Origin of the sequence: [Clostridium] ammoniilyticum (genome assembly GCF_025566905.1) — a bacterium.
Taxonomy (GTDB): Bacteria; Bacillota_I; Bacilli_A; order Erysipelotrichales; family Coprobacillaceae; genus Faecalibacillus; species Faecalibacillus intestinalis.
The window spans coordinates 394,673-416,283 of the sequence record NZ_JAOQJR010000001.1 but is presented as its reverse complement, the minus strand read 5'-3'; the positions used below and the strand labels follow the sequence as shown (position 1 = coordinate 416,283).

25 protein-coding genes and 1 riboswitch are annotated in these 21,611 nt (G+C 29.3%); of the genes, 2 read left to right on the top strand and 23 right to left on the bottom strand.

Going from position 1 to position 21,611, the window contains the following annotated elements; all coding sequences use genetic code 11:
• Position 1: 1 nt before the first annotated feature.
• From rimI to OCV55_RS02090, 5 genes are all read right to left on the bottom strand, one after another.
• Entirely contained in the window at positions 2 to 442 is a 441-nt protein-coding gene (gene rimI, locus OCV55_RS02110; RefSeq protein ID WP_147579660.1) for a ribosomal protein S18-alanine N-acetyltransferase, read from the bottom strand.
• Entirely contained in the window at positions 433 to 1,038 is a 606-nt protein-coding gene (tsaB, locus tag OCV55_RS02105; RefSeq protein ID WP_147579659.1) for a tRNA (adenosine(37)-N6)-threonylcarbamoyltransferase complex dimerization subunit type 1 TsaB, read from the bottom strand. The genes rimI and tsaB overlap by 10 nt, the downstream gene beginning before the upstream one ends.
• Positions 1,016 to 1,486: a tRNA (adenosine(37)-N6)-threonylcarbamoyltransferase complex ATPase subunit type 1 TsaE gene (gene tsaE / locus OCV55_RS02100; RefSeq protein ID WP_022000905.1), complete on the bottom strand. Its 471-nt coding sequence runs from the start codon at positions 1,484 to 1,486 to the stop codon at positions 1,016 to 1,018. The genes tsaB and tsaE overlap by 23 nt, the downstream gene beginning before the upstream one ends.
• Positions 1,461 to 2,018 carry a DUF402 domain-containing protein gene (locus OCV55_RS02095; protein WP_175301095.1) on the bottom strand — a complete coding sequence of 186 codons (558 nt, stop codon included), beginning with the start codon at positions 2,016 to 2,018 and terminating at the stop codon, positions 1,461 to 1,463. The genes tsaE and OCV55_RS02095 overlap by 26 nt, the downstream gene beginning before the upstream one ends.
• A gap of 79 nt (positions 2,019 to 2,097) precedes the next feature.
• Positions 2,098 to 2,613, bottom strand: a complete 516-nt coding sequence (locus OCV55_RS02090) for an energy-coupled thiamine transporter ThiT (protein WP_267309765.1) — start codon at positions 2,611 to 2,613, stop codon at positions 2,098 to 2,100.
• A 56-nt stretch (positions 2,614 to 2,669) separates the two neighbouring features.
• A riboswitch (TPP riboswitch) is annotated at positions 2,670 to 2,770 on the bottom strand.
• Positions 2,771 to 2,869: 99 nt separating this feature from the next.
• Here OCV55_RS02090 and OCV55_RS02085 point away from each other — a divergent pair.
• Positions 2,870 to 4,060 (top strand): acetate/propionate family kinase, encoded by a 1,191-nt coding sequence (locus OCV55_RS02085; RefSeq protein ID WP_032090316.1) that lies wholly within the window; start codon positions 2,870 to 2,872, stop codon positions 4,058 to 4,060.
• Between the two features lie 31 nt (positions 4,061 to 4,091).
• Here the strand turns inward: OCV55_RS02085 and OCV55_RS02080 are convergent, their stop codons facing one another.
• Positions 4,092 to 4,649, bottom strand: coding sequence for a hypothetical protein (locus OCV55_RS02080; protein WP_267309764.1), 558 nt, complete (start codon positions 4,647 to 4,649; stop codon positions 4,092 to 4,094).
• Between the two features lie 319 nt (positions 4,650 to 4,968).
• On the opposite strand from OCV55_RS02080, the gene glmS reads away from it, so the two are divergent.
• A complete protein-coding gene (gene glmS, locus OCV55_RS02075) occupies positions 4,969 to 6,792 on the top strand; it encodes a glutamine--fructose-6-phosphate transaminase (isomerizing) (protein ID WP_032090317.1) in 1,824 nt (607 codons plus the stop codon).
• A gap of 84 nt (positions 6,793 to 6,876) precedes the next feature.
• Here glmS and rpsO read toward each other — a convergent pair whose 3' ends face one another.
• The 17 genes from rpsO to OCV55_RS02000 all read right to left on the bottom strand — a co-directional run bounded on the left by rpsO (position 6,877) and on the right by OCV55_RS02000 (position 21,608).
• The gene (rpsO, locus tag OCV55_RS02070; protein ID WP_022000911.1) at positions 6,877 to 7,143 is read right to left on the bottom strand and encodes a 30S ribosomal protein S15; all 267 of its coding nucleotides are present in this window, start codon (positions 7,141 to 7,143) and stop codon (positions 6,877 to 6,879) included.
• A 110-nt stretch (positions 7,144 to 7,253) separates the two neighbouring features.
• Positions 7,254 to 8,267 (bottom strand): AI-2E family transporter, encoded by a 1,014-nt coding sequence (locus OCV55_RS02065; RefSeq protein ID WP_147579658.1) that lies wholly within the window; start codon positions 8,265 to 8,267, stop codon positions 7,254 to 7,256.
• A 27-nt stretch (positions 8,268 to 8,294) separates the two neighbouring features.
• Positions 8,295 to 10,052 carry a phosphoenolpyruvate carboxykinase gene (locus tag OCV55_RS02060; protein WP_147579657.1) on the bottom strand — a complete coding sequence of 586 codons (1,758 nt, stop codon included), beginning with the start codon at positions 10,050 to 10,052 and terminating at the stop codon, positions 8,295 to 8,297.
• Positions 10,053 to 10,252: 200 nt separating this feature from the next.
• A complete protein-coding gene (lepB, locus tag OCV55_RS02055) occupies positions 10,253 to 10,759 on the bottom strand; it encodes a signal peptidase I (RefSeq protein WP_032090318.1) in 507 nt (168 codons plus the stop codon).
• A gap of 26 nt (positions 10,760 to 10,785) precedes the next feature.
• A complete protein-coding gene (locus OCV55_RS02050) occupies positions 10,786 to 11,511 on the bottom strand; it encodes a SigB/SigF/SigG family RNA polymerase sigma factor (RefSeq protein ID WP_147579656.1) in 726 nt (241 codons plus the stop codon).
• The gene (gene spoIIAB, locus OCV55_RS02045) at positions 11,504 to 11,929 is read right to left on the bottom strand and encodes an anti-sigma F factor (protein WP_032090319.1); all 426 of its coding nucleotides are present in this window, start codon (positions 11,927 to 11,929) and stop codon (positions 11,504 to 11,506) included. Before spoIIAB ends, OCV55_RS02050 begins: the two co-directional genes overlap by 8 nt.
• Positions 11,926 to 12,249, bottom strand: a complete 324-nt coding sequence (locus OCV55_RS02040; RefSeq protein ID WP_022000917.1) for an STAS domain-containing protein — start codon at positions 12,247 to 12,249, stop codon at positions 11,926 to 11,928. The genes spoIIAB and OCV55_RS02040 overlap by 4 nt, the downstream gene beginning before the upstream one ends.
• Positions 12,250 to 12,337: 88 nt before the next feature.
• On the bottom strand, positions 12,338 to 13,132 hold the full coding sequence (locus tag OCV55_RS02035) for a D-alanyl-D-alanine carboxypeptidase family protein (protein WP_117783176.1): 795 nt from the start codon (positions 13,130 to 13,132) through the stop codon (positions 12,338 to 12,340).
• Positions 13,119 to 14,672, bottom strand: coding sequence for a recombinase family protein (locus OCV55_RS02030; RefSeq protein WP_117346798.1), 1,554 nt, complete (start codon positions 14,670 to 14,672; stop codon positions 13,119 to 13,121). The genes OCV55_RS02035 and OCV55_RS02030 overlap by 14 nt, the downstream gene beginning before the upstream one ends.
• A complete protein-coding gene (locus OCV55_RS02025; RefSeq protein WP_158561377.1) occupies positions 14,669 to 16,285 on the bottom strand; it encodes a recombinase family protein in 1,617 nt (538 codons plus the stop codon). The genes OCV55_RS02030 and OCV55_RS02025 overlap by 4 nt, the downstream gene beginning before the upstream one ends.
• Positions 16,286 to 16,327: 42 nt before the next feature.
• Entirely contained in the window at positions 16,328 to 16,474 is a 147-nt protein-coding gene (locus tag OCV55_RS02020) for a hypothetical protein (RefSeq protein WP_158546538.1), read from the bottom strand.
• A gap of 154 nt (positions 16,475 to 16,628) precedes the next feature.
• Positions 16,629 to 17,069, bottom strand: a complete 441-nt coding sequence (gene rhuM, locus OCV55_RS14030; protein WP_230311141.1) for a RhuM family protein — start codon at positions 17,067 to 17,069, stop codon at positions 16,629 to 16,631.
• Positions 17,070 to 17,173: 104 nt separating this feature from the next.
• Positions 17,174 to 17,293: a RhuM family protein gene (rhuM, locus tag OCV55_RS14025; protein ID WP_394802844.1), complete on the bottom strand. Its 120-nt coding sequence runs from the start codon at positions 17,291 to 17,293 to the stop codon at positions 17,174 to 17,176.
• Positions 17,290 to 17,574: a hypothetical protein gene (locus tag OCV55_RS14020; RefSeq protein ID WP_227359288.1), complete on the bottom strand. Its 285-nt coding sequence runs from the start codon at positions 17,572 to 17,574 to the stop codon at positions 17,290 to 17,292. The genes rhuM (OCV55_RS14025) and OCV55_RS14020 overlap by 4 nt, the downstream gene beginning before the upstream one ends.
• Positions 17,575 to 18,077: 503 nt before the next feature.
• Positions 18,078 to 18,854 carry an SDR family NAD(P)-dependent oxidoreductase gene (locus OCV55_RS02010; RefSeq protein ID WP_117346796.1) on the bottom strand — a complete coding sequence of 259 codons (777 nt, stop codon included), beginning with the start codon at positions 18,852 to 18,854 and terminating at the stop codon, positions 18,078 to 18,080.
• 11 nt (positions 18,855 to 18,865) lie between these two features.
• Positions 18,866 to 20,335, bottom strand: a complete 1,470-nt coding sequence (locus tag OCV55_RS02005) for a glycoside hydrolase family 1 protein (protein ID WP_147579655.1) — start codon at positions 20,333 to 20,335, stop codon at positions 18,866 to 18,868.
• Positions 20,328 to 21,608 carry an apiosidase-like domain-containing protein gene (locus OCV55_RS02000; protein ID WP_147579654.1) on the bottom strand — a complete coding sequence of 427 codons (1,281 nt, stop codon included), beginning with the start codon at positions 21,606 to 21,608 and terminating at the stop codon, positions 20,328 to 20,330. The genes OCV55_RS02005 and OCV55_RS02000 overlap by 8 nt, the downstream gene beginning before the upstream one ends.
• Positions 21,609 to 21,611: the final 3 nt, after the last annotated feature.

Below are 21,611 nucleotides of genomic sequence, written 5' to 3'. Positions count from 1 at the left end.
TCTATTCCTCCAATTCCTTGATCATTAAATACGCATCTTCACCATTGCTATAGTATCTTTTTCTAACAGCAACATTTTTAAACCCAAATTTTTGATATAAAGCAATTGCTTTTACATTTGAAACACGTACTTCTAAATTAACATTTTGATAATGTAATTCTTCACTTTTTTCAAGAGCGTATTCCATCAGTTGGCTTGCATACCCTTGTCCTTGAAAATGTCGATCCGTCGCAATTGTTGTAATTTGACATTGATCACCTAAAAACCATAATCCTATGTATCCAATAATTTGATTTTCTTTTTCAAGAATATAATAACCCGCCATAGGGTTTTCTTTTAATTCATGTATAAAATCTTCTTCATTCCATGGTGATAAAAAAAGATCTTTTTCTAATTCTACAATTCTTTTTAAATCATCAACTTTCATTTCTCTTATTGACATATTTTTTTAGCCTCAACTTCCTTAATATATCTTGGAACAAGACCATCAACATTTTCTATTTCTTTTTCTAAAGTAGAAAGTGTATAAATATGCTTGGCAAGATCCACTTCTTTTTCAGGTATTCCTACTAAATGTGTATCACCAACAATTTCATAATCAGTATATTGTTTTTGATAATTTTCAAATTCATCAATATTTATTAAACAATCATCAACAATAACCTTTCCTTCATTGTAAATTCCTAGAAATAATTTATGGCTTCTTGCATCTAAAATAGAAATAGCTTTTTTCATTCCTGCCATCGCCTTTAAAGAAGAAACAGTTTTTACCTTAATATTCATCGTTGCATTTAATGTTTTCGCAATCGTTAAAGCAACACGTACACCGGTATAAGAACCCGGTCCAATAGTAATGACCATTTCATCAAAATCGCTCATTTTTAAATGAATTTCTTGTAATAATTTTTGTAAATAAACGATTGCATACTCAGATTGCTTTCGATTTCCTTCTTCTTGTAAAGAAGCTAAACATTTTTGATTTTCATATAAAGCTACTACTAAATACTTATTAGCACTATCCATGACAATTGTTTTCATATTCAATCTCCTTTACAAGTTCTTCGTATTTTTTACCAATTGGTTTTAAAATAAATTCTCTATGATCATCATCGATTCTTTTTATCGTCATTGCTAAACGTTCTTGAGGTAAAATATCTTCTAAAAATTCTGGCCATTCAACCACACAAATATCATCACTATCAAAAATTTCTTCAAAGCCTAAATCTTCACTTTGTCCTTCTAAGCGATAAGCATCAAAATGAGATAATTGATAATTTCCTTGATATTGTTTTAAAATTGTAAAAGTTGGTGAATTAATAATTCTTTTAATTCCTAAACCCTTTCCTATTCCCTTAGTAAAGGTTGTTTTGCCTGCACCCAAATCACCATTAAGTGTCAATAACATATGCGGTTTTAGTAATTTTCCTAAATATTCACCAAAAGCTAATGTTTCATCTCTATTATTTATAGTAATCACTTTTTCCATAATAACCCTCTTTTAAATCTTGATAAAAACCATACCATTTCTTAGTAAAATTCTGATCAAATGGTCCTCCCTTTTTTACCGCTAAATCAATCAAAACATCTAGTTGTTTCTTTAAAATTTTGTCTAATTCATCACTATAGCCCATTTCACGAGCATGTTGACGATATTCTTCTTGATCTAAAATGCGATAGTTTCCATCTGGAAATACTTTTAAATCTAAATCATAATCAATATATTTTAAAGCCTCTCCATCATATAAAGTTGGTGAAGCAATATTACTATAATAATACACTCCTGTTTTTCTAATCATACAAATTACATTGTACCATTTATGTTTGGGCATATACCAAATAGCAGGTTCACGTGTATGCCACATTCTGCCATCTGATTCTGTCACCAATGTCCGATTATTAATAACAATGTAATGATCATCCGTTTCTTGTAAAACAAGTCCCTTTGACCAACATCTATGTATTTTACCATTATGTTTATATCCATGTATTAAGATTTTCTTTCCTACAATATCTTCCACAACAAACGACTCCTTATTAACATTTACATTATACACAAATTCATCTTTCTTTCAAAGAAAAAAAGACTCGAAACGAGTCTTATAAATGAACTGCTTTTTTAAGTCTTGGATATAAAAGAACAAATAAAATAAAGCAAGCAATAATTGTCGCGATATTATATGGAAGGTTATATACCAAATTTGCTTTTAATGGTGTTTGGAAAGCATACCATCCTGAAATTAAATGACAAATTGTTTTCAAAGCACCCGTAATAACAATTCCAATTGGTAATTCATACTTACCTACTTTTAATAAAGGAATAAGTGGTGTAAGTCCAATTAAAACCATTGGTAATAAATAATCAAAGATTACCGATAAAGGACCATAAAATGTTGCAAGTCCTAAAGCAAAATGTAGACCTAAACAAACAAGTGAAACAATCAAACTGTAACCCCAATTCATCAAATAGCCACATAAAATAATTGCAACAAGTGAAAAAGCACAGTTACCACCTTTTGGCATCTCATAAAATTTTGTGCAATATTCTAAAACAACTTGCATTGCCGCAAACATTGCCATATAAGCCATATTCTTCGTAGTTAATTTAATTTCCATAGTCATCCTCCTTTAAATGAGGCAAAATAAAAACCTTTTTACATACGCAAAAAGGCAAATAAACTATTTTGCACTCTCTACGCTAGCATTACCTAGTTCAGATTATAAGGGACAAGGTTTTCACCTTTCTCAGCATTTTGCGCCCCTGGCAAGTCTTACTATAAATCAATCTCTTCTTTTTTTCAATCTTTTTATAGTTTTTTCTTCCTTGTCGGTGTTATAATAGAAAAGTATTAATAAGGAGGACTTGAATGTTATGTCAAAAATTATTTCCGTAAACGCTGGAAGTTCATCTTTAAAATTCCAATTATTTGAAATGGATGATGAAACTGTTATTACTTCTGGTGTTATTGAAAGAATTGGTTTAGAAGATTCTATTTTTACTATTAAGTATAATGGAGAAAAAGATGTCACAACTTTACCAATCGAAAACCATAAAGTTGCTGTTCAACTTTTATTAGACACTTTAATCAAAAAAGAAATCGTTAAGGACCTAGATGAAATCAAAGGTGTTGGACATCGTGTTGTCCAAGGTGGTGCTTATTTTGATCAATCAGTCATTATTGATGAAGATGTTGTTTCTAAAATTGATGAATTAAAATCATTAGCCCCTTTACACAATCCTGCTCATTTAACTGGATACTATGCTTTTAAAGAAGCTATTCCTAATGCTGGTGCTGTTGCTGTATTTGATACAGCTTTCCATCAAACATTAGAACCAAAAAGTTATATTTATCCAATTCCTTACAAATATTATGTAGAAAACAAAGTACGTAAATACGGTGCTCATGGAACAAGCCATTTCTATGTTTCATCTCGTTGTCGTGAAATGATGGGAAACCCTGAACACTCACGTATTATCGTTGCTCACTTAGGAGCTGGTGGTTCTTTAACTGCTGTTAAAGATGGTAAATCAATCAATACATCTATGGGATTTACACCTCTTGCTGGTATTATGATGGGAACACGTTCTGGAGATGTTGATCCTTCAGTTATCGATTATTTAATCGAAGAAGTTGGTTTAGATATGAAAGAAGTCATCAAGATGCTTAATAAAGAATCTGGATTACTTGGTGTTTCTGGTGTATCAAGTGACTTTAGAGATGTACAAGAAGCTGCTGCCAACGGTAATGAAAGAGCGCAACTTGCCTTGGATATTTTCTTTAGAAGAGTTATTGCTTATATTGGTCGTTACTTCATTGCTTTAGGTGGAGTGGATGCTATTTGTTTTACAGCAGGTATTGGAGAAAACTCATTCTTTGCAAGAAAAGAAATTTGTAATTTATTAGCTGAAGCTTTAGGTATTGAAATTGATGATGATGCAAACGTTAATGGTAAAGGTGATCGTTTAATTTCTACGCCAAATAGTAAAGTTAAAGTTTACGTTATTCCAACAAACGAAGAATTAGTTATCGCTAGAGATACTAAGAGATTGTTAAATTTATAAGATAAAAGAAAGGTCTCCCTCGTGAGACCTTTTAATATTCATCATCTTCATCAAAAATAATATGTTTTATGTGATTTTCTATTTCTTTTTTATCTGTAATTACATTGCAAAATCTTTTTCTAATATCTAATCTTTGAAGATCAACAACACGCATATCACTCAACTGCATACGACTCCTTATTGGATATTTTCTTATTTTTGCACGAATATCTAATTCATATTCAGTTGCTTCTGGCGAATCTTCTTTAATAGATGTACAGGGAATAACGAGCATTTTCGATCCAAAATCTTTTAAAACGTAGCACCAATGCCCATCCATCAATTCTTTAGGAAATCCTCTACCAATATTAAAATAGGCCATTTGGTGAACCATAGGTCGACGAGAAACATGATAATAAGTTTGATCAGGTTCTGGATTCTCTTCTTCAACTAATTGACAATAAAAATATTCTAATTGTCTTGTTTGATGCAACAAAGAATAGGTATACTTTTCTACATCATAGCATTCTGTTTCTTTCAATTTTTTTAATGATTTTTTCATTTCGTCCATGTTATATTCTACAGACATCTCACTTTTTTTATTTTCCATAAAAATACCTCCATTATTATATCGCCTAAAAAAATCATTTTTTCTTCTTTTTTTTCTTCTTTTTTTAAAAAATTTGTAGTTGATTTATAAATAAGTACTCTATATAATAGATGCGGTTATAAAACGAGATTTGAAAATAGAGCGCCAGGACTGCATTGCAGTTGACGAGGACTAGACTTATCGAAAAATTCGGCGGATGGTCTAGAGGTATGATACTACCTAAACGATGAACAAAAACTACAAGTGATTGTAAAACAAATTCATCTAGTATCCTCTTTTTTATAACCACACATATGAATATATAAAGGAGGATTTTTTTATGTGTGGAATTACTGCCATTAGTGCAAACAAAGAAGCCCTACCATTCTTACTTCAAGGGCTAGAAAAACTAGAATACCGTGGATATGATTCAGCGGGTATTACAACAATTGAAGGGAACCATTTATTTACAAAAAAAGCTAAAGGTCGTCTTCAAAATTTAAAAGATTTATTAAAAGATGAAAATGTTTTAGGTCATGTTGGGATTGGTCATACTAGATGGGCTACTCATGGAATCCCATCAAATTTAAACTCTCATCCTCATACAAATAATGATGAGACTATTTCTTTAGTTCATAATGGAATTATTGAAAATTATAGAGAACTTAAAGAAATCTTAATTTTACAAGGATATCAATTTCATTCTGAAACAGATAGTGAAGTTGTTGTTCATATGATGGATTATTATTATAAAAAAGAAAAAGATTTACAAAAAGCATTAGAAAGAGTTATTACAAGAATTGAAGGAAGCTATGCTTTATGTATTGTTTCAACAATTGAGCCTGATAAAGTCTTTATCGCTAAAAAAGACAGTCCATTAGTTATTGGAAAAACAGCTGATGCTTCTGTCGCTGCCAGTGATATTCCAGCTATTTTAGATTATACAAAAGATGTTTATTTCTTAGAAGATTATGAAATTGCTATTTTAAATAAAGGAAATGTTTCTTTCTTCGATCAATACGGAAATCCTATCGAAAAAGAAATCACTACTATTCCTTATGATAATGAAGCTGCTCAAAAAGGTGGTTATGATACATTCATGTTAAAAGAAATTCATGAACAGCCTTATGCTATTGCTGAAACTTTAAGAGGACGTGTTGAAGGAACAGATCGTATCGTTTTGCCTGAGCTTGATGCCATTCATGATAAATTCAAAACTTTCAACAAAGCTTACTTTGTTGCTTGTGGAACAGCTTATCATGCTTGCCTTTCAGGGGCAAACATTTTAGAAAGATTAACAGGAATCCCTACTTTTACTCAAGTTGCCAGTGAATTTAGATATTGTGATCCTATCGTTGATGAAAAAACAATGTGTGTCTTTGTTTCTCAATCAGGAGAAACAGCTGATACAATGGCTGCTTTACGTTTAGCTAAAGAAAAAGGATGTACAACAATTGCAGTTGCAAACGTTTTAGGATCATCTATTTCTCGTGAAGCTGATCATACAATTTATACATGTGCTGGTCCTGAAATTGCTGTTGCTTCAACAAAAGCTTATACAACACAATTAATTGTCTTATTATTACTTGGTATGTATATTTCTCAAGCTTTAGGAAATGAAAATGAAGATTATAAACGTATTATTGAAGGTATTGCTTCATTACCTCAACATATTGAAAACATCTTAAAAGATGAAAAAACATTTGAACATTATGCATCTTATTTAAAAGATTTAAAAGATGCTTATTATATTGGTAGAAGTTTAGATTATGCTACTGTTTTAGAAGGAGCTTTAAAATTAAAAGAAGTTTCATATGTCCATGCTGATGCCTATATTGCAGGTGAGTTAAAACATGGTCCAATTGCATTAATTGAACAAGGAAGTTTAGTAATTGCTGTAGCAACACAACCAAATATTGCTGCTAAAACAATTTCTAACATTCAAGAAACAATCGCTCGTGGTGCTAATGTTATCTTATTTACAATCGATGGACAAGAAGTAGGAAATGTTAAAGAAACATATATCTTACCTGACGTTGATCCAATCTTACAATCTGTTTTAGTTGCTGTACCTTTACAACTGATTGCTTACTATGCAGCTGGTCTTAAAGGTTGTGATGTTGATAAACCACGTAACCTAGCTAAATCAGTTACAGTTGAATAAAAAGAAAACTCTATGATTCCTATTTCATAGAGTTTTTTTATCCTTTTATTCTTTTAACAAAAAAGCGCCTAAGCGCTTTTTTAACTATCTTCTTAATCCTAATCTTTGTACTAAAGAAGCATATCTTTCGATATCTTTATTTTTTAAGTATTTTAATAAATCTCTTCTTCTACCAATTTTCTTTAATAAACCTCTATTTGAGTGTTTATCTTTTGGATGTTGTTTGAAGTGACCATTTAATTTGTTGATATCTGCAGTTAATACAGCGATTTGTACTTCTGGAGAACCAGTATCTCCTTCTTTAGTAGCATATTCTTTCATGATAGCTTGTTTTTCTTGTTTTGTTAACATTTCTTTTATCCTCCATATGTTAATTTCTTGGCAATATCCAAGCTATACGTTGAGTATTCGCATATCCTAGACATTGTTGCACGACTATTATAACAAAACATATATAAATTTCAAAGACTTTTTTTAATTATTTTGTAAATCTCTTGAAAATTATTTTTTTGTCTAAAATTATTTAAAACTAACAAAACAAAAGGTGCAACCATAAACCCCCAAATACCTATCAATTTCATAAACAGATACATAGCAACAAACATATAGAGAGCTGGTATTTTGATTTTTTTAGATAAAAGATGTGGTTCTAAAATATTTCTTATCAGAGCAATGATTCCATAAAGAATTAATAGTTTTAATGATAGAGATATTTGATTTAATAAAGCAAGAGTAATGATCCAAGGAAACATAATCATCTCAATTCCTAATACTGGAAAAAAGTCAAAGAAGGCAATAAAAAAAGAAAGATTCAATGCTTGTTTGATTCCTATCACTTGAAAGCCTAAAAAAAGCCCTATAAATGTGATGACAAATAAAATACTATATGTTTTTATAATGATAATAAACGTCTCTGTAAAAGAAGATATAAAGGTCGTATAAAGATTTTCTTTTTTTCTTTGAATAAGTGATTGATGAAATAAAAAAAGTATTGTTAGAAAGAAATAAATAAACAGACAAGCAATAAAATGAACCATATTCATCGCAAACGATAATACATAATGAATACTTGTTGAAAGAATATTTTGAATGAGAGTTTGAATTTGTTGATAAAATTGCGTAAAAAAAGAAATGAGATATTGATGGCTAAGAAGTTCTTGATAAACCGTTTCTATAAAGCTTGGTAGAAAAGAAAGTGTTTTAATAAAAAAAAGACATGAAAAGAAAACAAAGAGAAAGAAACAAGTACACAAAAGAATAAAAATGATGATTGTCATAATTATTGAAAAAACTTTATTTTTTATATGCAATTTTTCTAATATCAAGTCAATAAAAGGTTTTAATAAAATAGCGGATAAATAACTTAAAACGACAATCAGACATTTTTTAAATAAAATATAAACTATCAAACATCCTATACTAAAAATAATTCCATAATATAAAAAATTAATTAACCAACGTTTTTTCTTTTCCATAGTATAAAATATAAAAAAAGAAGATGATTATTCATCATCTTCTAACATTTTTAATTCTTTTTCACCTGTAATATATTTTAAGATTTCAGTAGCTGCTTCTTTAGGACCATTATGTTCATTACCTTTAATTCCTAAACGAGTACGTAATTGTCCAACCTTAACCCCTTGATCAAACATACGTTGGAAATAATCTTGTAATAATGGTTCACATTGATCTTGTCTTTGTACAGGTCCAAATGGATTTGCAAAGTAGCTTCCTACTAAACCATATTCAGTTGTTGTTCCTTTAGCCATACGATTACCAGCTCTGAAGACTTTAAGAGCATCATCAACATTATCAAAGAAACTTAATGAATCTCCATCTTCTTCATAATTGTTTGCATATAAGAACATATCAACATCATGCTTAGCAACTACATCTTTATATTCTGTAATTGGAATAACGATACGAGCATTGACTTTATCAGGATTCATGAAAACAGACCTATCTAATTCTTTAAAACTATAACCTGCATCTAAATCATCAAGTCTTACGAAAGCCCCAATTTCTGTACCTGATGTTTTAACAGTTCCTTTTTCGTCTAATGATAATAACCCCATGTCATCATAAACAGTGATTAAATCTCTGATATAAGCTGCTCCATAAACTTTAATTTGTTCGATTGTTTCAGACTTACCAGCTCCACTATCACCCATAACAACGATATTTTTTGTTTCTCCACTTTGTAAAGTGATTTGAACCATTGCCCCATGGATTGGAAGTTGTTTTTTATTGATTTTTCTTACATTGTGTAATGTAAGCATCATTTTCTTCATGTAACCGAAATAATCAAATTCATCGTTTGCTGAAAGTAAAGCAACCATCATATCATTTTCATCATCTTGATAGAAATATTGATGTTTTTTACCATCTTCATATCCATAAACATAAATCATATCTGGTTTTCTATTACGATATTCTTCTTCAGTTGCTAATTGGAATAAGTTACATAAAGTAACACCTTGTGCCATATAAGCGACATTGAAATAAACAAAACATAATAGATCTCCTACTTTCGCAGGATAACAGAACCATTGATCTGGATCAAATTTTAAATCTTCAAGTGGGTTTTTCTTTGTTTCAGGGAAAACACCATCTCTTTTATTACGTTTTGAATATGTAATAAAAGGTGGATGAATAATAACTGATTCAATAAATGGAATATTGTCTAAACAACGATATTCATATGGTAAAAATGAACGCATATTTGAAACACGTAACCCTGCATTGACACCTGCAGTAATTTGACGTAAAACATTTTCACTTTGTCCAATACATTTATTTTTAATTGATCGATATACTGATAAAACAAGCGCTTCAAAGTTAACTTGTGCATCAGCGAATTGAACGTTTTGATATCCCCCTCTTGATTCTTCATTATAAACCACACTATAACGTTGTAAACGACGCCAGAATAAATAGACATCTTCAATTACTTGTGTAAATTCATCCATATCTCTAAAATATGGAGCAAATTTAGGATAAATTGAAGCTAATTCCTTAGGATCCATAACGAGTAATAATCTAAAAACCGTTCTTAAATCATCAACAATATCAATACTTTCTTTTTGAACTTCTCTCAAGTATTCATAAGCTGTTGTTTTCTTTCTTTTGATATCGTGTATATACCCTTTAAGTACACGCGCAAAAGATTCGCTTTCAATCAACTCACAACGTGATTGACAGTATTCTTCTGAAAAGTTAAGAATTGCATTTCCTCTAGTAATTTTAAATTTATATGACATTTTATCATCCTTTCCACCAATAAGATTCCCCATAAATTGCCTTATTGATTGACATTATCTTACCATAATTTTTTTCACAAGCAAAATAAAAACAGTAAAAATATGATTTATTTTTCGTTTTTTTTGCTTAAAATTATACAATTAAGGCTTATTTATCATATAGATATTTTTTTATTACATATCTATACAAAAAAAGACTCCTATAAAGGAATCTTAAAAAAGACTTTACCAATGACATCATTATCAAAATCAAAATAGCCTAATTTTCTAGAATCTAAAGAATGATTACGATTATCCCCCATGACAAACACTTTTCCTTTAGGAATATCAATAGAAAGATCTTCTGTCTTCATATTCTCTTTAATGTAACTTTCTTTTATCTTTTTACCATTAATATACACTTCATTATTTTTAATATCTAGATGATCCCCACCAACAGCAATAACTCGTTTAATAATAAGCGTATCATCTAAACCATCATCATAATCTACAATAATAATATCATTTCTTTTAGGTTGACTATGTTTATAAAAAACTTTATCAATCAAAACAATATTATTTTGAAAATAAGTATTTTCCATACTTGAACCATTAACTCTTGATATTTGCACAAACTGTAAAAATATAAAAGTTGCAATAACTGTTAAAACAATGACTCTTACATATTCCAATATAATTGAAGTCGTACTTTCTTTTCTTTCATTCATAAAATCACCTGAATGAATTATATCACTTAATGAGATTCATTCAAATGTTTTCTTAATTTTGTAATGATTTTCTTTTCTAATCTAGATACTTGTACTTGAGAAATATTTAATCTTTGCGCCACTTTTTCTTGATTGAAATCCAACTGATATCTCATATATAAAATAAGTCTTTCTTTTTCATCAAGTTTTTCTATTTCTAATTTCAATGCAATTTTTTCAAACCACATTGTATGATGTTTATCTTCTATTCTTTCTTCCATTGAAATTGTAGATCCATCTTTTTCATATATCGGTTCAGAAAGTGAAGTTGGATAATAAGAAGCATCTATAGCTTCTACAACATCCATGACATCTACTTCCAGTTCCTTTGCTATTTCTTGAACCGTCGGTTCATAACCATAAAGTGTAATTAATTTTTCTTTTGCTTTGTTAATTTTAATATTCAATTCCTTAAGTGAACGAGAAACCTTGATTGTCCCATCATCCCTAAAATAGCGTTTGATTTCTCCCATAATAATAGGCACCGCATACGTTGAAAATTGAACACCATAATGAACATCAAAATTATTGATAGCTTTCATTAATCCAATACAACCAATTTGAAAAAGATCTTCTTTATCATAATAATTATTCTTAAAGCGATGAACAATCGACCAAACTAAACCTAAATTATTTTTAACAATTAATTCCTTAGCTGCTTCATCCCCTTGTTGTGCTAATTGAATATTGTTTAAAACAGCTTCTTTATTCATGAACAATTCTTTTTTTCATTATGAGTTGAGTTCCTAATTCTAAAGAAGATTCGATTGTCATTTCATCACATAATGCTTCAATAATACTAAGTCCCATTCCAGCATGTTCTAATTCTTTTTTAGAAGTAAACATCGGTTGTCTTGCTTTTTCAATATCTTGAATACCTTGTCCTTTATCAATGACATAGATTGTAAGCAAATCATCTTCGATATAAGCTTTAACCTTTACAAGACAGCCTTTATCACCGTTATAACCATGAATGATGGCATTAGAAACAGCCTCTCCTACAATCGTTTTAATTTCTACAATTTCATCTACCGTAGGATTTAAACAAACCACAAAAGAAGCAATACATGTTCTTACAAAAGGTTCATTTTCCAAAGTTGCACTAAAAGATAATGACATTTCATTTGTCATATTTGCGCCTCCTTTAAATATTCCATAATTTCAAATAACCCACTTAACTCAAAAACCTTATAAGCTGTATTAGACAATCTTCTAAGTGATAATTTTCTTCCTTCTTTAGATAATTGTTGATACCTGCCTAAAACCAACCCTACCCCTGCACTATCGATAAAAGTCGTATGCTTAAAATCAAAAATGACATCATCATCATTAATTGCTAGAAGTACATTTAATTTATTTCGATAATACGCAACATTATAACCATCTATTTCTCCGTAAAATGAAATAATCAGTTGTCCATTTTCAATTTCATGTTCCATTTTATTTTCCATTTTTTCATCTCCTTAAATGCATCTTAGCTCATCTTAAAAAGAAAAAAAATAGATTCGACAAAACTAGAATAAAACACAAAAAAAGAGCCTAAATCAACGATTTATAGACTCTTAATAATTTATCTAAAAAACTCATTTTTTTGACATTTATTTCACTATATAAAGGATAACTAGCAACAGCTTTATCTTTATTATATAAAATAAGCTTTCCAATACTTTTATTTTGATTAATTGGTAATTGTAAAGAATCAAAAACAATTTTCTTTTTGAACTTTTCTTGATTTGTCTTTTCAGATAAATAATAAAGATTTTTATGACTTACAACATTGATCTTTTGTTCAACCATATCTTTGACTTTTACAGTATCAATCACTTCTCCTTTTTGATAAAGTTTAACTTGTTGATACTTCGAAAAACCAAAATTCAATAACCCTTTCATATCTTCATTGCGTGTTTGTGGCTTATCTTCATTCATGACAACACCAATTAATCTTAAATCCTTTTTCTTACATGTTGTGACAATACAATACCCAGCTTCTTTGGTAAAACCTGTTTTTAAACCATCTACTCCTGGATATTGTTTTAAAAGTTTATTGGTATTTACAAGCCAAAACTTTTGTTTTGTTTTTTCGCGAACATAACTATCATAAAGCGATGTGACGGCTAAAAGTTTCTTGCCACCAATTTGTAGTAAATAAGCGGCCATAGTTGAAAGATCTTTCGCACAAGTATAATGATTTTTATCATGCAATCCTGTACAATTGACAAAATGCGTATTTTTAAGTTTTAAAGCTTTTGCTTTTTCATTCATCATCGAAACAAATTCTTCATGACTTCCTGCAATATTTTCTGCCACGACAACACAGGCATCATTCCATTTCACTCACATTCGGTAACACAAACACCCCATTTTCATAACTTATTTTTTGATAACTCGCAACATTGATATAAATATCAAGTTTTTCTTTACTATAGACCACAATTTTATAGATTAATTCTTTAATCAAAGTATCACTCATATCTCTCCAATGATTCAGCTTATCTTTGATAGTTTCTATCAAATTTTTAACCTTTTGAATGACACTGACTTGTGTTTGACTCGTCATATTCATCTTTTGGTTCAGTTCATAAGTTTCTTTTTCAATTTCTTCTTTTTTATGAAAATAAATCTCTTTATCAATCAAACCTTCCATATAAAGATCAACTAGTTTTTCTAGCTTAGAACGATTACTTTGTATCTTTTCTTCGATACCTTGAATTGAATCTTCATCTAAATCCATTTCAATTTCTTTTAAAACATCTTCAAATTGTCTAATAATATCTTCTTCATTGACCTTAAAATATTGAGCAGTCTGTTTAATAATATCTTTTAAAGCCTCCTCCTTTATGTTCTCACTTTCAGGACAGAAAACACGTTTTTTCTTGTCTGCAGTTGAACATTTATAGTAAATACTATCATTCTTTCTTTTGATTCTACGGTAGCTTGCATTACAATATCCACAGAAAATCTTATTAGAAAAGATATTTTGATTGCTATATTTAAAGGGAACTTTAACCTCGTTTTTATCATTTATACTCTTACGATTCTCTTGAAGTTGTTGAACATATTCAAAAGTTTGTTTATCAATAATAGCATCATGATGCGAAACACATACATAATATTGACTTTCATCTTTAACAACTTCTCTTTTCTTTTCTAAAAAGTCAATTGTCTTACTCATTCCTTGAACAAGATCTCCACAATATTTTCGATTCTTTAACATTCCTCTTATCGTAGAAGGAAGCCACTCTCCACCAGTTGCATTATAATAACCTTGTTCATTTAATGTGTTAGCGATTCGTCTTGTGCCATACCCATCAATATAAAGTCGAAAGATCTGTTGAACAACCTTAGCCTCATCTTCAACAATAACAATTTTTCCATTCTCTCGCTTATAACCATAAGGCATTGTCCCATGTGCAACACCATTTTCATAATTTCTTTTTGTTGCCCAATTGACACGTGAACTGATTTTGCGACTTTCTTCTTGAGCAAGCGTAGCCATTAAAGATAGACGTAATTCACCATCATTACTTCTTGTATCAATATTATCTGTTGTAAAAAGAACACCAACATTATATTTCAACAACAATCTTGTATTGACTAAAGTATCCACTGTATTTCTTGCAAAACGGGTGACTTCTTTTGTAAGAATTAAATCAAACTCGCTATTCTTAGCATCTTCAATCATTTGTTGAAATTGTTTTCTTTTCTTTACATTAACTCCTGATATTCCCTCATCTGCGTATCCTCTTATGAATACCATATCCTTATTTCTACTAATAAATTCTTCAAAATATTTTTTCTGTGCTTCAAAAGAATGTAACTGTTCTTCGGTATCTTTTGAAACTCTGGCATAGAAAACGACTCTTGTCTTTTTCATAACGACAACCTCCTTATGTAAAGATGAAGTTTTGTATTTTGAAGTTGTTTATATTTCTTTTTAACATATGGCGATTGATAGTCTTGTAAATCAAATATATAAGTTTTCACATATTCAAATTGTGATAAATCCACATTTTCTTTAAAGTAACAATCACTTAAATCCATATATAAGTGATACTCATTCATCTTTTTAGGAATGATTGCTTTTATATATTGGATAATGATTTGATGAATAACTCCTTTATCTATTTCAACTTTCTTTTCAATCACTTTCACAATATGATGAATAGCATTCTTCATATCATTATTACTTTCCTTCATTTCTAATGCTTGAAGTTCTTTTTCTTTTGCTTCTAATTCTTTTTCTTCTTTTAATTTATTTTCTTTATAGACTTCTATTGATATCTTTTCTTCTAAATAATCATCTAAATATAATTTCATTCGACGTCTAATATATCCAATATCTTTGTGTAATTGATTAATTTGATTCTCACAGTTCATAAAATCATAAGAATTCATTAACGCATCAACCAATTCTTTCTTGACCTTTTCTTTGTTTATGAAAACAGTACTTATAAATGAACGTAATAATTCTATAAGTACTGTTTCATTAATAATATTCGTATTTTCACATTTTCTACATCCCCAACCAATACTGTTTCCATATTTCATTCGAGCATATGATTTTCCACACATTGCACAAATGACTTTACCAGACAACGGATATCTTCGATTTCTTTCTCCATTTTTTACTTTTGATTGTCTTAATTGTTGGACTGCATAAAATATTTCTTTATCAACAATGGCTTCATGATGATTGTTAGTAATATACATATCATTTCTTGATATATTTCTTAATATTTTCTTTTCTAGATAATTATTTGTCTTTTGTTTTCCTTGCACAAGTCTACCAATATATTTCTCATTGGCCAATATTTTAGCAATCACCGATGTATCCCAATGTGCGTTACCAGAAGGAGAAGGAATATTCCATTCATATAATCTTTTTGAAATTTTTCCATATCCCAATCCTTGTAAGTACCATTTAAATATATGTTGAATCACATATGCCTGTTGCTCATTCACCTCAAGTTTTCTCACATGACCAACTTTGACAATGTCATAACCATAAACATTAGTAATTACAAGTTTTTCATTTTCAAATGCTCTTTGAAATCCCCAATTGACTCTTTGGCTAATTTTTCTACCTTCTTCTTGAGCAATTGTAGCCATTAAAGATAAACGCAATTCACCTTCATGTGTTCTTGTATCAATCATATCTGTCAAGAATAACACATTCACATTATTTTCTTTTAATAACCTGACCATTTGTAAAGTATCTAAAGTATTTCTTGCAAATCGTGTCACTTCTTTTGTAAGAATAATATCAAAATGATGATGCAAAGCATCATTAATCATTTTTTGGAATGATTTCCTTTTTTTAATGCTTGTTCCTGTAATACCTTCATCAACATATGAATTAACTAATTCAAACTCTGGATGATTATCTAAATATTGATAAAAATAATCTTGTTGTGCCTTTAAAGAATGAAGTTGATCACTATGATCTGTAGATACTCTTGCATAAAAAACAGCTTTTAATTTTTTCATTATTCGCTCACTCATTTCAATCAACATACTACTAAGATTATTTTATTTATCTAGTGAATTCTTCTCTTGGTTTAAAAATATTTCTTTCATTTTGTGATATGTCTTTTCATCTATTTCTTTTTCTTCATAGAGTTCTTCTAAAATTGCATTTCGTACAATAATTGAAATATCAATTTCATTTCCTCTCAATAATAATTCCCCCTTTTTAAAATCTATGTTTTAACGAAATAATATATGTCGTTCATTTTTTACACTCCTTCCCTGTTATCGAGGAATCCTCGGTAACCCAACAATAAAAAGATATGAATATATTCATAATGAATAACTCATATCTTCTCAAATTCTATTTCATTTTTTCTTCTAACTCTAACAAATAGCGATCAAAATCAGACATATACAATTGATCTTGTATAATTCGATATTTTTCAAATTCTGTTTCAGCATGAATTTTAGCAATTGCAGCAGTTACTTTACCAGCATCTTTTAATAAACCATATTCAAACATTTCAATGAATCCATTAAGTCTTGTTTCCCTGTCTTGCATTGTTAATGGTATTTTTCTTTGAGCCATATTTTCAGCAAAATCCAAGTAAGATGTAACCATACGATTAAGTTGTGATAATTCAAATTCAGATAAATAATTCTTAGCAATTATGACATCACTCTTTTTAATTTTGCCATCTGGTGCATCTTGCCAAGTCATTAATCCCATATTTTGTTTTTGATGATCAGCTCTTTCTAAAATATGTTCAGCTGCAGTATGACCATGAATTGCATAATGCATTTTGTTTTGAACAGTTGCATAAAATTTACGTTCACTCGCTCTAATTTCACGAACACGTTCTAATTGTTCTTCAAAGTATTTATCAGTTAGGAATGTTCCTTTTTTTATCTTTCATCATCCATAACCCAACCTTTAATTGTATAATCTTTTACAATTATATTTGCCCATTTTATAAATTGAATAGCACGTTCATTATTAATTTTAAATCCTACAGCTATAATCATTTGTAAATTATAGTGATTTGTCTTTCACCTTCATTTTGAACTATTCGAAATTTTCGAATAGTTGAATTTTCATTTAATTCATTATCTTCTAATATCTTTTTAATATGATAATTGATTGTATGAGCTTCAACATCATATAAAACAGCCATCATTTTTTGTGTTAACCGTATATTTTCATCTTCATAACGAATTTCAATACTTTCGTCAGTATTTCCTGTTGATGCTATATATGTTAAATATTCAGCAGCTGAACTGCGAATAGATAAATCATTTTCTGCCATTTTATTATGCTCCTTATGATAAACCATAAAATAAAGTTATCATAATTTATCAACTTTGGAGATTATTTATTTTAGAGCAGTTCTAATACAATTCCATAATTATTTTATATTTTCAATAAAAAATACAATAGAATCTAAAATAGGAATTAAATCTAGATTTAATTCCTATTTTAATCTTGATATGTTACACGAATAATACCAAAAATATGAACAATTAAAGTATTATAATTAAAATAACATCTATAATATATCATTAATCATTGTACTAAAACTTTAAAAATACTTGTACTCACTAATTTATACTTTGCATAATTACTAAGAGAAGAAATTATTTCTAACATTTCTGGTGACACTTTATAACAGAATAAATTTTTCTTACTATTAATTATTTCATATTTAATTTATCTATAATATCTACATAATAAGAAGAATTAATAAATACTGCACTTTCCAAATAATAAAATCAAACATCAAGCTAGTTTTAAAATATTCACCTCTAATGTTTACATTTCTAATTCTAAAGTATCTTTATATCGTTGCCCACCATCAATCGTTATATCTGTACCTGTTGTATACTTTGATTCATCACTTGCTAAATATAAGGCACAATATGCAATATCATCAGCTTCACCAATATGTCCTAAAGCAGTCTTTTCAATGCATGAATTCAAAACATTGGGATAATCACAAATAATTTTTGTCATTGGTGTTTCTATTGTACCAGGAATAATAGTATTAACACGAATACCATTTTTCCCTAAATCAGCAGAAGCTGCTTTTGTTAATGAAATAACTGCTCCTTTAGAAAGACTATAAGCATTGAATTCAATACTTTTTACTGCAGCTAAAGATGAAACATTAATAATAGAACCTTTTTTATTCTTAATCATAATTGGCGCAACTGTTTTCATTCCAACAAAAGGTCCCCAAGCATTAATCTTCATCACATTTTCAAACGCTTGATAATCTGTCTTATCATAATTAATACCTTTTGATCCAATACCTGCATTATTCAATAAAATATCAACAGTACCAAATTGATTAATACATTCTTCTACAACTTTCTTCCATTCTTCTTCATCAGTTACATTCAATTTCAAGGCAATTGTAGAATGTGAAAAATCTTCATTAATTTTTTGAACAGTTTCTCTCAAAATATCTTCGCACATATCTGTTGCTACAACCTTAGCTCCTTCTTTTGCAAAAAGATAAGCTTCAGCAGCTCCTTGTCCCATTGCTGCCCCAGTAATAATTGCAACTTTATTTTCTAATCTATTCATATAAAATCCTCCTATTTTAAATCTCTTCCTTGTGAAGAAATAACTTTTTTATACCAATAAAAAGAATCTTTTCGTATTCTTTCTCCATTTCCACTACAATCATCTTGGTAATTTACATAAACAAATCCATATCTTTTATGCATTTCACCAGTTGATGCTGATACAAGATCAATACATCCCCAAGAGGTGTAACCCCATAATTCAACACCATCAATACGAACAGCTTCTTCCATTGCTAGAATATGATCTCTCAAATAATCAATACGATATGTATCATGTATTTTATTATTTTCATCAACTTCATCTTGTGCACCTAATCCATTTTCAACAACCATTAATGGTTTTTGATAACGATCATATAAATAATTTAAGGCAATTCGTAAGCCTTTTGGATCAATTTGCCAACCCCAAGCACTAGCTTTTAAATATGGATTCTTCACTCCAAATGACATATTTCCACTTTGATTAGGAGCCACCTTTGGATCTGCCGAAATACAATTTGACATATAATAAGAAAAACTAATAAAATCAACTGTTCCAGATTTAAGAATTTCTTTTTCCTTATCATTTAAAGAAAAAACAACTCCATTTCTTTCATATTCTTTTAATTTATAACGTGGGTAATATCCTCGTGCTTGTACATCACAATAAAAATAATCTTCATTTGCTTCTTCCCATGTTTTTAAAATATCATTTGGGTGACAAGTATTCGGATATTTGATACCATAGCCAATCATATTTCCAACCTTATTATTTGGATTAATATTATGTAATGTTATAACACTCTTAGCACTAGCAATCAATTGGTTTTTAGCAGCATCAGCAATTGTTTGGGAATTTTGATTAGGTATACCTGCTGCAACCCATCCACTAAAATCTATACAATTGATTTCATTGAAAGTTAACCAATATTCAACTTTATCTTTATATCTTTCACCTACTGACTTCACATAACGAAGAAAACAATCAATTGTTCTTGAATCACTCCATGAACCCCATTTATTTACTAAACCAACTGGTGTTTCGTAATGTGATAATGTGACCAACGGTTTGATTCCATATTTCAAACATTCATCAAAAATTTGATCATAAAATTTTAATCCTTCTTCATTTGGCTCTTCTTCATCACCATTTGGAAATATTCTTGTCCATGCAATTGACATACGATAACATTTAAATCCCATTTCTGCCATCAAAGCTATATCTTCTTTATAATGATTATAAAAATCACTAGCTCTATGACTAGGATAATCATAGCCTTCAAAACATCCAAATTCTACATCATCATTAATTTCCATACCAAACAGATTATCTGCTTTAATGTTACCATCTTTAGTCTTGTAAGTAACTTTTCTAGGTTCCGTTTTAGAACCTCTTGTACAGCAATCAGCAGTACTTATACCTTTTTTCCCTTCTTGCCAACCACCTTCATACTGGTTAGCAGCAGTAGCACCACCCCATAAAAAATCTTTATCAAACATCTTCACACACCTCTTCATTTTCTTTTTTTAATATTAGTAATGCATCTTGAGAAAATGGATGCATATCAATAACAGTATGCTTTTCTTTCACAATCATTTTTATATTTGCAATAAATCGCTCTGCTAAATCAACAGCTTTTATACTCCACCCATCGAGATTAATAGATAATCGAATAGTTGTATTATATGGAACATATACAAAAATCAATCCATTATTCGCTTGAGCAACTCGAATATCATTAGTATCATTAATCAATATATCTTGTTTTGGTATTATTGAATTAACCTTTAATTCTTCAAATATTGCTTTTATATATCCATAATCCCAAGCACCAGTAAAAGACATTGCTTCTTCCCATGACTTAGGCATATCAAATCCCTCACCTAAAGAACTTTCGAAACTTTTCTTCACTTTATGCCAACTATATATTCCTGCTGCTCCATATGTTATACCAGCACATGCTCCAGATAAAATACTCATAAAAGCACAACGACGTACATCAAAACGAGTCCAACGCCCGTACATTTGTCCTGAGTATCCCATTTCTTCATAACATGGTTCTGAATTTATTAATGGTTTCCCTGGATATTTATTTTGCATTTCTTCACTTAATGAATATGGCATGGATAAATCTTTTGCATTGTGTCCACTTTGATAAAAACACAGATCTAAATACTGATATATTTCTTTTGGAATATATGTATATCTTCCTTTGATATGTGTTGTTAATAAACAACTTGGTGCAAGTTTTTTTAAAGCAGAAGCAACGTAAGCATAATACTTTATAGATTCTTGAGTTGGAAAATCGGTATCTCCACTAACAATATATAATGGTTCAAATTTACTAAATGTTTCATGAACTTTTTCAACATAATTTTTTAAGCAATCAAAAGGTAACACGCCATCAGGAATTAAAGAAGACGCCCATGTTCCAGGTACATAATTACACCACAAAATCACTAATGATAATTCAAATCCTTCTTTCTTAGCTTTTTCACACATTTTCTTTGCGTGTTCAAAATATTCATCATTCAAATAATTTGGATTATTATTAATAAAAGGATTAAAATTGAAATTGGTTAGAGATGCATCCCATTGTGGTAGAATATTAATTTGAATCGTATTAAAACCTTGAACTTTTCTTTTATACAAATAATAATCCCATTCTTCATCACTTATATTTGTAAATGCAGACCAACAAGTATCTGCTAAGTAAAAAAATGTTTTTCCATCTTTTAATAAAGTTTGCTTGTTTTTAGAAATTTTTAACATGAA